Source organism: Bacteroidota bacterium, assembly GCA_019637975.1.
Taxonomy (GTDB): Bacteria; Bacteroidota; Ignavibacteria; order UBA10030; family UBA6906; genus CAADGV01.
This window is the reverse complement of sequence record JAHBUR010000038.1, coordinates 20,343-32,673: the sequence shown is the minus strand read 5'-3', so window position 1 is coordinate 32,673 and position 12,331 is coordinate 20,343. Positions and strand designations below refer to the sequence as shown.

The window sequence follows — 12,331 nt, the reverse complement described above, 5'->3', positions numbered from 1 at the left end:
TACTGTTTATGTTGTTTACGTGTAATACACATTACCGCTTGTCTGATTGTTCCGAACCCATATCGGTTCTCTCCATTAACTCCCCATGCCCCAATATGTTGCAGACTCTCGAGAGTGCCCTTGCGCGTGTTATCGGGTTTCCGCATAACACGCGCCGGAGTCACAGTGTGTCCGCAGGGCTTTGCACGCCACGGCCGCCGCGATTCAGCACATGTGTATAAATCATCGTTGTCCGTACGTCCGTGTGCCCCAACAGTTCCTGCACGGTGCGAATGTCATACCCTGCTTCCAGCAAATGTGTCGCAAACGAATGGCGGAGCGTATGACAGGTCGCCCTCTTTGTCATCTTTGTTTTCTGCACCGCCTGCTTGAATGCCCGCTGGATAATCGATTCGTCGGCATGATGCCGCCCCTGTTCTCCCGTTCGGGCATTGCACCATCTGTGTGTCTGCGGGAATATCCATTGCCACCGCCATTCATGCGCCGCATTCGGGTATTTCCGGGCCAGTGCATCGGGCAACAACACGCGTCCCCACCCCTCGCGTATATCTCGCTCATGAATCAGCTTCACCCTGCCGAGATGCTCCTTCAACGGTGCCTTCTCCGAATCCGGAAGGATCGTCACACGGTCCTTGGCGCCTTTTCCTCCCCGCACGGTAATCTCCTTTCGTGCAAAGTCAATATCCTGCACGCGAAGCGTGATGCACTCCGTCAACCGCAACCCTCCGCCGTACATTAAGGCCGCCATCAAGCGTTTGTCATCCTCCAGTTCGCGCAGCACGGCTTTTACCTCTTCGCGCGAAAGAACAACGGGCAGGCGTTTCGGTTTGCGTGCCCGTATCACATTGCCGAGCGCTCCAACCTCGCGCCCAAGCACGTTCTTGTACAGGAACAGCAGTGCGCAAAGCGCCTGGTTCTGTGTCGAGGCGCTGACATGTCCCTCCGTCGCGAGATGCGTCAGGAACGCGTTGATATGCAGCTCGGAAAGCTCTGAAGGATGGCGAAGATTGTGGAAGCGACAGTAGCGCGCAACCCAGATGCAGTAAGCGTCCTCGGTTCTCCGGCTGTAATGTTTCGTGCGGAGTGTGATACGCAAAGAGTCAATGAGCTTCGGTGCGCCGCGGGGCGCGGGAGGTGCAACAAACCCGGCTTGCGGCACGGGGTGTCTGTCCTGGGGGGCGGTTGACTGTGTCATGGGAACTCTCTGCGAAATTGGGGTTTCGGTTCCTGTCAGGTGACGCTCCAATGAAACAAAAAACGCAGGCAGAGTCAAGACCAATGCGGCATCCCTTGCGCATTGGACGCGCAGTCCGGCCTGTAGAACCTGACATCCTTCCTTGCAACTCTCCCCCCTTCTCGGTATCATCTTACAGCAACACTCACCATCATATAGAACATAACTCCCCGGAAGCATTTGCCGCACTGCGGCTCGATTGATGGGTCTGCGATGACATTGCTGTTTCGTTCTTTGCTCTTTGTTCTGCTCGGCGTGACCGCCGTGGATGCGTACGCGCAGTTTTTCTACTTCGGGCGCAACAAAGTCCAGTACACCGATTTCGAATGGCACGTCCTCAAAACCGAGCGTTTCGACATCTACTACTATCCCGAAATGAAGGAGCTTGCCGAGCGGGGCGCGTTCTTCGCCGAGGAGGCGTACAAAGAGCTTGAGCCGCGCTTCAACCACTCGCTCAACCAGCGTGTTCCCCTCATTTTCTACAGCTCGCATCTCCACTTCCAGCAAACCAACACCACCGGCGGGTTCATTCCCGAAGGAGTCGGCGGGTTTTTCGAATTCCTGAAAGGCCGGGTCGTTATCCCCTCCGATGGCTCGACGGCGCAGTTCCGTCACGTCATCCGGCACGAGCTGGTGCATGTGTTCATGTACAGCAAAATCTCGCGTGTCATGTCCGACCACCGGAAGGCGCAGGACCGCATGCCTCCCCTCTGGTTCACCGAAGGGCTTGCCGAGTATTGGTCGACCCATTGGGATACGCAGGCGGATATGGTGATGCGCGACGCAACACTCAGCGGCATTGTTGTCGGGTTGAACGATATGGATCGCATCTACGGCTCGTTCCTGATGTATAAAGAAGGGCAGAACGCGTTGCAGTACATCGCCCAAAATTACGGGGAAGAGAAGATTCTTCTTCTGTTGGAGAATTTCTGGAAAGACAACTCCTTCAGCAACGTTCTCAAACTGACCATCGGCAAGAACTATAAGGAGTTCGACGAAGAGTGGCTGTACGCTCTGAAGAAGCAATACTACCCGCTCTACGCCGTGGAAGATTCCCCCAGCAAAATCGCCACTCCGATTGTGGTGGATGGGTTCAACTCGAAGCCCGTCGTGTTCGAGCACGACACCGTGCGTGACGTCTATTTCATCGGAAATAAAACCGGCTATTCGGGCATCTACCGGAAATCGCTGGAGCCGCCCCTCCCTTCCAATATGAGAGAGGGATATTCGGAGAAGGCGTGGGCGCAGGAACCGGCGGAAAATGTTGTTCAGGGGGAGAAAACGGACGAGTTCGAAGCGTTTCATCTGCTTCGCGGAAAAATCGATATTTCGAAATCCGGAATGCTCGCGTTTGTCACCAAAAGCGGCGAGAACGATGCTATCCATCTTTATGATGTGAAGGAACAGGAACTCGTGGAGACGTTCCGGTTCAAATCACTGGTGAGCATCGGGTCAACATCATGGTCGCCCGACGGAAAGCAGATTGCGTTTTCTTCGATTGACAAGTCGGGCAACAACAATCTCTACATAATCAACACCGGAACGAAAGAACTCCGCAAACTCACCAACGATTACTACGACGACCGCGACCCGGCATGGTCGCCCGACGGAAAGAAGATTGCCTTCGCCTCGGACCGGACTCCGTTCGGGATGAAGAACAAATACAATCTGTTCTTGTATGATGTTGAAACCGGGGCAATCGATTATCTGACCTACGGGCCGGACAGCTACCTCTCCCCTGCATGGTCGAAGGATGGCTCGAAGCTCGCATTCACCTGCGACAACGGCGGCGCACAAAACGTGTGGCTGATGGATATGAGCAAGCCGTTTACCGGCGGTTATCGTTCAATCACGAAACTGACACATTTCACCACCGCCGCATTCGATCCGGCATGGACTTCCAACGGCGATCTGGTGTTCACGGCGTTCGAACGGTTCAGCTTCCAGATTCGCATGATCAAGGATGTCCGCTCGATTGCCGACACCTCGGCAACGGTCGCCCTCATCGATCTCTACAATAAAGAGAAGCCCTGGGAAGCGCAGTCAATTGTTGCTACATCGGAGGTGAAACGGTACAGATATGAAGGCGACTACAGTCTCGATATCGCGCAAAGCGCCATTTCCACCGACCCGGTGTTCGGCACATCGGGCGGCGCGGCGGTTGCGCTGAGTGATGTTCTCGGAAACGATCAGTACTACTTCCTCCTTTACAATACAGCCCAGTCGCAGGATGAGTTGCTATCGAGTTTCAATATTGCCATCTCACGCTTCTCGCTGAAGCAACGGACGAGCTTTGCGTACGGCATCTACCGCTTCACCGGCCGCCGCTATGACCTGACGGACAGGGATGAGTTTTACTATGAGCGGGTGTTCGGCGGCTACTTCGCGCTCAGCTATCCGCTCACGAAATTCCAACGCGTCGAAGCATCCGTCAGTCTCAGCAACTCGAACAAAGATGCCGACCTGCGGCTTGAAGACAGAAAGGCGCTGTTTCTTTCCAATTCCGTTGCGTTCGTGCACGATAATTCCTTGTGGGGACCCAGCGGCCCGCTCGACGGCAGCCGCTTCAGCCTGACGCTTGCTTATACGTCGGATATCCAGTACTCCAACGCCAACTACTATTCCGTCATCTTCGACTATAGAAATTACGAACGGCTTTCACAGCGCAGCGCGTTTGCGTCGCGCTTCTGGCTCTGGTACAATGGCGGCAAAGAGGCACGCCGTTTTGTGATGGGGGGAAGTTGGGATTTGCGCGGCTGGCCGCGCTGGGGAATCCGCGGAGAAAAACTCTGGCTCACCAGCCACGAGCTACGCTTCCCGTTCATTGATGCGGTAGGATTGCAGTTTCCGTTCGGGGGAATTGTGTTCTCCTCCATCCGCGGGGCGTTGTTCTTTGATGCGGGCAGCGCGTGGGACGACAAGTACACCGAAACACTCGGCAGCATCGGCGGCGGGCTGCGGATGAATTTCGGCGGCGTGCTCGTTCTCCGCTACGACATCGGCAAGCGGATTGAACGGAATTTCGGCAGGTTGCAAGACGGTTTGTTCCAGCAGTTCTTTTTTGGATGGGATTTCTGATGACGAAGTTGTTGCACTATACTCTTGTTGTTCTTCTCTTCCTTGCCATAGGGTGCGGAGGGTTGCGGATTCCCCCTCCATTCAAAGCCGGGAATGACAGTTGGGGAATGTTCGGCGGAACTCCCGGCAGGACGAATGTGGCTGAACAAAGTGTGCAACCCCCTTTGACACTCGCCTGGCAGCATGACATTACAAGCGGCATGGGTTCAGGCTCGCCGCTCGTGATCGGGAATGTTGTGCTCGTTACCAACCTGCGCGGCGAACTGCACGGCATCGATGCTGAAACCGGAAAGCGCATCGGCTGGCTCAACATCGGCGATGCAATCAAAGGCTCGCCCGCTGTTGATGGCAATGTCGTGTATATCGCCATTGCGAACTCACGCGAGTCACTCGTTGCGTACGATTTGCTCGAAGGAAAATATCTCTGGAAAAAGGAATTCGGCGACCTCGAAGTCACTCCCCTCTTTCTCAACAACAGACTCTACTTCGGCAACACGAGCGGCGTCTTCTTCTGCGTTGACAAGGAAACGGGCGAGCACGATTGGCGGTTCCGGCTTCCCGATAATTCCACGCGCAAGGGCATTCGTTCCTCGGCAACCGTTGACGGAGCCCTCGTGATCTTCGGGGCTGAAGACGGCAGCATCTACGCGCTTGACGCAAAGAATGGAGCGGAACAATGGAGTTACAACACCGGTGCTTCTGTTTTTGCCGCCCCTGCAGTCAGCAACGGCACGCTGTTTTGCGGCAACAGTACCGGTACGTTCTCCGCCCTGAACAGCCAAACCGGCAACGTGCTGTGGCAGTTCGATGCGGGCGCGCCAATTTACGCCACTCCCTCCTTCCCTCAACATCTCGTCCTGATCGGAACAACGGCGGGCACACTGTACGCCCTGAACGTGCGTGACGGCTCGGTGGCTTGGAGGACGGAACTCAACAGTGTCATCAACTCCTCGGCAGTTGTCTCGGGTGATGTTGCCTATGTCGGAACGCTGAAGAAAGAGCTGTATGCCGTGCAGACGACAACCGGGGCCATTCTGTGGAAGGAGACTCTAAAAGGCAGAGTCAAAACCTCGCCTGCCGTTGCCGGAGGAAAAGTCTTTGTTTCAACAGATGACAAGCTTCTGCTTGCCTTTACTTCAAAAGAACAGAACTGAGGGAGGCGTCGTGATAGCAAAAGTGTTGTTACTTCTTCTCCTCCCGGCCGGAGCGTCACTGGCTCAACAGCCCGATAGTCTGGAAGTGCCGCTTCCTCCACACACCACAGTTACCATTCTTGCCAATATCGAAGGGGCGTACGTATTTCTGAACGGCGACAGTGTCGGAACGACTCCGCTTCTGAATTATGCTTCCACGCCCGGCTTTTATCACCTCCGCATTGTTTCGCCGGATGTCGAAAGTTGGCTTAGTGACCCGATTTTAGATTCCCTCACTATTGAAGAAGGCACGACCCGGGAGTTTTCGTACACTTTCGAAAGAAAAGTCCTTATTGTAACGACGCCGAGCGGGGCCGAAGTAACCGTAAAAGACTCAGTATTGGGCACAACCCCGCTTGTTCTCAAGACTGAGCACCCGTCGCTGAAACTACGGAGACCCGGGTTTGAGGAAACGACAATCGACCTCGCTTCAGCAAAGCAGGGAATCATAACGGCACAATTGAAGAGGCAATGGCAGCACGATTCGGACGAAACAGCCCTGAATGATGAAACCGGTGAAGGAACCGGATCTCTGCGGCTCTATATTACGGGTGCAACCACAATCGTCGCCGGCGCTGCGTCGGCATATTTCAAAGTCAGAGCCGACAATCTGTACGGTCAGTACATCAGAAACGGCGATCCGGCCCAACTATCCGAAGTGAACCGGCTTGATACGGCTGCAGGGATAGCCCTCGCCGCCACGCAAATAAGCCTCGGTCTGTTCACCTATTTCGTTCTCTCCGAATAGCGGGAGCACCGCAAGAACCCGAGGTTTTCTTGACTTTGTGGCACTAAGCGGCTATATTTTGAGCAACTTGCAGCCAGTGCACAACCCACTGAACATTCCAAGAGGTCGTCCTGAATCCCATAATGAAAGATGAATTGGAGTTCCTCAAGAACGTCCCGATACTCTGCGATTTGGAGCTGATGGATCTTGATACGATAGCAAAAGTAGGGGTTCGCAAGAAGTACAAAAAAGGCAGTATAATTTTGTTGGAGGAAGAGGCCGGAGCCGCCCTGTTTGTGATTATCACAGGCAAGGTAAAAGTTGTCCGCATGGATGACGACGGAAGGGAGGTTATTCTCTCCATTTTAGGAGAGAGTGATTTCTTCGGTGAGATGGCAATTCTCGACGGCCTTGCCCGGTCGGCAAGCGTCGTGGCAATACAGAAATCCGAGCTGTTCATGATTCACCGTCGCGATTTTCTGAAACTGCTGCACGATTTCCCGTCGGTTGCCATTGCCTTGCTGAAGGAATTGACCATGCGCCTGCGTAAAGCCGACGCACAGATCAAGAGCCTGTCGTTGAAGGACGCCGCGGGGAGGGTAGCCAACGTCATTCTTCAGCTTGCCGACGATATCGGCAAGATTCGCAGGGGCCGCGTGGAAATTGATGAACTTCCCCTCCAACAGGATCTCGCCAACATGGCGGGCACGTCGCGTGAGACCATCTCGCGCATGATTCATGCCTACATCCGTGAAGGACATCTGGAGTTGGAAAGGGGAAAACTCATCATCAATGATTATGAGAAATTCAAAGCCCGGTACGTGTAGCCGTTCTTTTTCATACAGCATCTTCAAACATACTCCGGTAGTGCATGGCTGGTAAAGCAGATTTTCACATGCATACCGTTCACTCCGACGGAACGCTGACCACCCGCCAGCTCATGGAGCGGGCACGAAGTGTCGGATTATCCACGATCAGCATAACCGACCACGACAACACTGCCGCCATTGAGGAAGCGCTTGAGTTGGGTGCCGAATTCGGCATGGAGATCATTTCCGGCGTGGAACTCAGCGCCACGATCAACGAGCACGACGTTCATATTCTCGGCTATTTCTTCGATCATAGCGACCCGGCGCTGCTCGACTATCTATCGCACTACCGCGGCGAACGTGTCAAGCGGGCCGAACGCATTATCGACAAACTGAACAGCCTGAAGATTCCGTTACGAATCGAGTCGGTTCTCGAAAAGGCCGGCAGGGGTTCGGTCGGGCGACCGCATATCGCCAACGCGTTGCTTGAAGAAGGATTGACGGAATCGTATCACGAAGCATTCTTCAAGTACATCGGGTTCGGGAAACCCGCATACGAAAAGAAAAGCCAGGTAACGCCGCGGGAGGCGTTCGAGTTGATTGCCGCCGCCGGCGGGTTGTCGTTCATCGCCCACCCGGGCAATTTCATCGACGAGAAGATGTTGATGGAATTGATCAAGCAGGGCGTCGACGGACTCGAGGTGATTCACCCTTCGCATTCTCCCGAACGCGTTGCATATTACAAGGGAATTGCAAACGAGTATTTTTTACTTACCAGCGGCGGTTCCGACTTTCACGGAGGCAGAAGAAATGATGTCGACGTGTTCGGAAAATATGTGATGAGCGATGACGAGGTGGAAATGATGCGCCGCAGACTTGTTCAATCACACCATCGCGGTTCTTGATTCTCAACTTTACGCAGAACTACTATGTTCCAGAAAATAGAAGGAATGCTCTCGGGAGAGGGACATTCTTACGGCATCGTCGTCAGCAGGTTCAATAGCCTTGTCACCGCGCAGTTGCTGGATGGAGCGGTGGATTGCCTGGTGCGGCACGGGGTGAACGACTCAAAGATCACTGTCGTGTATTGCCCGGGCTCGTTTGAAATTCCGCAGATTGCGGCAAAGATTGCCGCGTCCGGCAGGCATGACGGCATTATTTGCCTCGGATGCGTTATCCGCGGCGACACTCCCCACTTCGACTACGTTGCTTCGGAAGTCACAAAAGGTATCGGCAATATAGCACTGGAAACGGGTGTTCCAATATCATTCGGCGTCTTGACTACAGAAAACCTTCAGCAGGCGTTGGAACGTGCCGGCGCAAAAGCCGGCAACAAAGGCTGGGATGCAGCAATGACTGCTCTCGAATTAGTCAATACATTCAAAAAGCTCTCCGGAGAAAAGAACCGTTCGAACAGTTGATAAGAATTATTTCGGGCTGTACACATAATAATTCTTGAGAGGAGAACGACGACCATGAAGACACGAGTTGTTGGCGGAATTCTGCTTGCGGCGATCTGTTCGCTTCAGGCATTAGGACAAGTCGGCATCTGGAAGAATCATACTTCCATGCAGGATGTTCGTTCCATTGCACGGAACGGAGCAACGGTTTGGGCGGCAACAAGCGGTGGTCTGTTTGCCTGGACGGAAGGCTCGGAGGTGATGACGAAGTTCACAAGCGCCGAAGGCTTGCAATCCACCGACCTGACAGCGGTCGGAGTGGACGGGAAAGGCGACGTGTGGTCGGGAACTTCAACCGGCATCATCCACATCTACTCACCCTCCCCGGGTCAGTGGCGTTACATCCCCGATATTGCGAATTCCAACCAAACCAACAAGCGCATTAACAGCATTTCCGTTACGGGCGACACCGTCCTCATCAGCACCAACTTCGGCCTGAGTGTTTTCAGGGTTTCGCAATTTCAGTTCGGTGATACGTACTCCCGATTCGGCTCGCTGAGCGGGAACGTACGGGTGGCGGTTACCTCGGCCGTTCTGTTCGACGGAAAGCTCTGGGCAACAGTCTCCAACGGACAAACCACACATCGTGTTGCACACGGGAGTTTATCCAACCCGAATCTGCTCCCGCCTGAAGCATGGACCCTTGATACAGTCGGCTCCGCAACGACACTCCCGAAACATCTCGCAGTCTTCAATAATAAACTCTATGCAGGAACCACAACCGGCTTGTACGTGCTTGAAGGTGGAGCTTGGATACAGCATGATTCACTCACCGGGAGAAATATTGTTTCCATTGCCGCTTCGACCGACATATTGACAATAGCCGATGCCGACAACAATGTTTCGACCATCTCGTTGCAGAATGTATTCTCACGGTATGGAACCGCGGTTCCGTCACCGGTAAGCGCAGTCATCATGAGCCAGTCCGGCAAGCCGGTTGTAGCGACATCCGGCGGAGGAGTAATGGAATTCACAACTTCCTGGATTTCGCATTTCCCGAACGGGCCGGCATCAAACCAGTTTACCAGCATTGCTGTAGATCCTGACGGCAATGTGTGGGGGGCCTCGGGTATCAGCGGCGGCGGAAAGGGGTTCTATCGCTTCAACGGCACTACCTGGAAATCATTCAACACGCAAAACTCCCCCCTGCCGTTCAATGACTACTATCGCGTAAGCGTGGCCTGCAACGGCGATGTCTGGCTCGGATCGTGGAAGGAAGGTATTCTACGGATGCCCCGCGGCGCCGATGTGGTGGACACAGCAAATCACTTCGGGCGAAACCGTGGGCTGGCTGGAACGCCTGATGACACGGGCAAGGTTGTAACCGGTGCCGCCACTTGCGACGGACGCGGGAACACGTGGATTACCGTCATGCTTCCTTTCGACAACAGGCCGCTCGCCGTGAGAAAGTCGGATGGCACGTGGGCAACACTTCCGGTGTATGTTAACGGGTCGCCGCAGGATTATATTACCGAGCGGCAGGTTACACGTCCGCTTGCTGTCGATGCCGCCGATAATCTGTGGATTGCGTCGGTAATCAGAGGCAATCGCGGCGTAGCAATGCTGGGCAATCGCGGTTCAACTGCGGATAGCGTGGCAGAGATCTATCTCAATTCCTCAAACGGCCTCCCGAACGACAATGTGAATTCGATTGTGGTCGATCTCGACAACAACATCTGGGTCGGAACGGAAAGCGGCATTGCCATCATTCTCGATCCCGCAAATCCCACCCGAAGCGGCGGTATCGCGAGCTACAAGCCGCTCAGCGGGCTGTATATCAACGCAATTGCTGTCGACCCGCTGAACCAGAAATGGATTGCTACAAACGAGGGGGCTATACTTCTTTCGCGTGACGGTATTCAGACTCTTGCGCAATATACCATGGAGAACACCCAGGGAAGAATTATCAGCAACGAAATCAGGGATATTGCCGTCGACCCGAAAACCGGTACTGTGTATTTCGCCACGACCGCCGGATTGGCAAGCCTTACAACAACATCCGTTCAGCCAAAGGCGGAATTTGAAGAAATCACTGTATCCCCGAATCCCTACCGTATCCCAAACTCACTCCCTCTGACAATTGACGGATTGGTAGAAAACTCGAAAGTCAAGATTCTGACGATTGACGGACATCTTGTGCGGGAATTCCAGAGTCCCGGAGGCCGCATCGGTTTCTGGGATGGAAAGGATGATACCGGCAAGGATGTCGCATCCGGAGTGTACCTGATTATTGCATATTCGGAAACGCAAAAAGACAAAGTCGGAAAAGGCAAAGTTGCCGTCCTGCGACGATAAGCGGAACCGCAAGAGCCGGGGAACCATTGGATCGAATCTATAGACTTATCAAACTCAACCGGTTGGTTCGCAGCCACCGCGTAAAATTTCTGTCGGTGCTGGCTGCTCACACCCTGAAGATGCGCCATTTGTTCCTGCGGTTCGATCCTGTCATGGCGTGCAATCTTCGCTGCACAATGTGTTACTTCAGCGATGAGGAATACCGCAAAACTGCCAAGGGCATTTTCAAGAAAGAGGAAATAGAGCGCATCGCCGGGCTGTTGTTCCCGAAAACCCTGCAGCTCGTTATCGGCTGCGGAACAGAGCCGACGCTCTACAAGGATTTCACGGAAATCATCCGGCTGGGAAAATCGCACAACATCCCGTTTGTCGGCTTCACCTCAAACGGCATGCTCTTCACGGACGATCACCTTTCGCAGTTCGTCGAATACGGCCTGGATGAGCTGGCGCTTTCAGTGCACGGCGTTCAGAAGGAGACGTACGAACGCTTCATGGTGAATGCGTCGTTCGGGAAGTTCATTGACGTACTGGAACGGCTTGATGCCCTGAAGAAGGCTGCCAACGTCTCCACGCCGAATCTTCGGGTGAACTACACGGTCAATTCAGAGAATCTTGAAGAGTTGCGCGGCTTCTTTGATGTGTTCGGCAAATACAGCATCAGAACGTTGCAGGTCCGCCCGGTAATGGATATCGGCGGAACATTCCGTACACCGCTGGGCGGCCCGGAAATCGAAACATACAGATCAATCGTCAGCGGACTTGCGGCGGAATGCAAGCGCCGTAACATTACACTGCTGGCAAATACCGCAGATCCTTCATACGAACAAACGAATGAAAACACTGTCATTCTTGAAGCAGTAAAGCGCTACATCTCTCCCCAGGTAGTGTGGCGAAAGGACTTCAACTGGCGGAACGAATCGTATGACGCCTTTTGCAAGCGGATCGGATGGAGCGGCTATCTGCTGAAAAATGTGTTTTCGAACCGGGAAAAGCTGCCCGATAATGCGGTCACCTTTTCGGGCAAGTATGCCGCACGGTACGAAGTGAGTTTCTAAGTTTCTCAAGACCATCATATCCCTCCCGGTCCGGTCAGGCGGCCGGGGGGAACCACATCACCAATCACAAAACAAGGAGGATGTTTACCTTGGAGAACAACGGCTACAAAGACGAAATCTTCACCAAACGGGTGCGTGCAGGTAAACGAACGTACTTCTTTGATGTAAAGTCCACCAAATCGGAGAAGGATTTCTACATCACCATCACCGAAAGCAAACGGGTCGGCGACGACGAATACGAAAAGCACAAAATCTTCCTCTATAAAGAAGACTTCGAGAAGTTCCGCGAAGCTCTCGTCGAAACTGTGGAGCACGTCCAGAGCCAATTGCTGGAAATTGCTCCGACTGAGAAGCAAGACTGATCTACTTCCCCCCTCAAACATAAATTTCCCAAGGCCCATAGCCGCCTCGGGTGTGCGTATGGGCTTTCTTGATTCTCGTTCGACATTTACCTATATTTTCTTCGGTTTTTTTGAATTT

10 protein-coding genes are annotated in these 12,331 nt (G+C 53.7%); 9 read left to right on the top strand and 1 reads right to left on the bottom strand.

What is annotated here, in order from left to right; genetic code table 11:
- Nucleotides 1-160: 160 nt before the first annotated feature.
- Nucleotides 161-1,195: an integron integrase gene (locus tag KF749_16265; GenBank protein MBX2992710.1), complete on the bottom strand. Its 1,035-nt coding sequence runs from the start codon at nucleotides 1,193-1,195 to the stop codon at nucleotides 161-163.
- Between the two features lie 252 nt (nucleotides 1,196-1,447).
- On the opposite strand from KF749_16265, the gene KF749_16260 reads away from it, so the two are divergent.
- The 9 genes from KF749_16260 to KF749_16220 all read left to right on the top strand — a co-directional run bounded on the left by KF749_16260 (nucleotide 1,448) and on the right by KF749_16220 (nucleotide 12,213).
- Nucleotides 1,448-4,312, top strand: coding sequence for a PD40 domain-containing protein (locus KF749_16260; GenBank protein ID MBX2992709.1), 2,865 nt, complete (start codon nucleotides 1,448-1,450; stop codon nucleotides 4,310-4,312).
- Nucleotides 4,312-5,466, top strand: coding sequence for a PQQ-binding-like beta-propeller repeat protein (locus KF749_16255; GenBank protein ID MBX2992708.1), 1,155 nt, complete (start codon nucleotides 4,312-4,314; stop codon nucleotides 5,464-5,466). The genes KF749_16260 and KF749_16255 overlap by 1 nt, the downstream gene beginning before the upstream one ends.
- 10 nt (nucleotides 5,467-5,476) lie before the next feature.
- Complete coding sequence (locus tag KF749_16250) at nucleotides 5,477-6,253, top strand: PEGA domain-containing protein (GenBank protein MBX2992707.1); 777 nt, start codon at nucleotides 5,477-5,479, stop codon at nucleotides 6,251-6,253.
- Nucleotides 6,254-6,375: 122 nt separating this feature from the next.
- Nucleotides 6,376-7,059 (top strand): Crp/Fnr family transcriptional regulator, encoded by a 684-nt coding sequence (locus KF749_16245; protein ID MBX2992706.1) that lies wholly within the window; start codon nucleotides 6,376-6,378, stop codon nucleotides 7,057-7,059.
- Between the two features lie 44 nt (nucleotides 7,060-7,103).
- Nucleotides 7,104-7,946 carry a PHP domain-containing protein gene (locus tag KF749_16240; protein MBX2992705.1) on the top strand — a complete coding sequence of 281 codons (843 nt, stop codon included), beginning with the start codon at nucleotides 7,104-7,106 and terminating at the stop codon, nucleotides 7,944-7,946.
- Between the two features lie 24 nt (nucleotides 7,947-7,970).
- The gene (locus tag KF749_16235; protein ID MBX2992704.1) at nucleotides 7,971-8,462 is read left to right on the top strand and encodes a 6,7-dimethyl-8-ribityllumazine synthase; all 492 of its coding nucleotides are present in this window, start codon (nucleotides 7,971-7,973) and stop codon (nucleotides 8,460-8,462) included.
- 54 nt (nucleotides 8,463-8,516) lie between these two features.
- Entirely contained in the window at nucleotides 8,517-10,796 is a 2,280-nt protein-coding gene (locus KF749_16230) for a hypothetical protein (GenBank protein ID MBX2992703.1), read from the top strand.
- 26 nt (nucleotides 10,797-10,822) lie between these two features.
- Nucleotides 10,823-11,851 (top strand): radical SAM protein, encoded by a 1,029-nt coding sequence (locus KF749_16225; protein ID MBX2992702.1) that lies wholly within the window; start codon nucleotides 10,823-10,825, stop codon nucleotides 11,849-11,851.
- 80 nt (nucleotides 11,852-11,931) lie between these two features.
- A complete protein-coding gene (locus tag KF749_16220) occupies nucleotides 11,932-12,213 on the top strand; it encodes a DUF3276 family protein (protein ID MBX2992701.1) in 282 nt (93 codons plus the stop codon).
- Nucleotides 12,214-12,331: the final 118 nt, after the last annotated feature.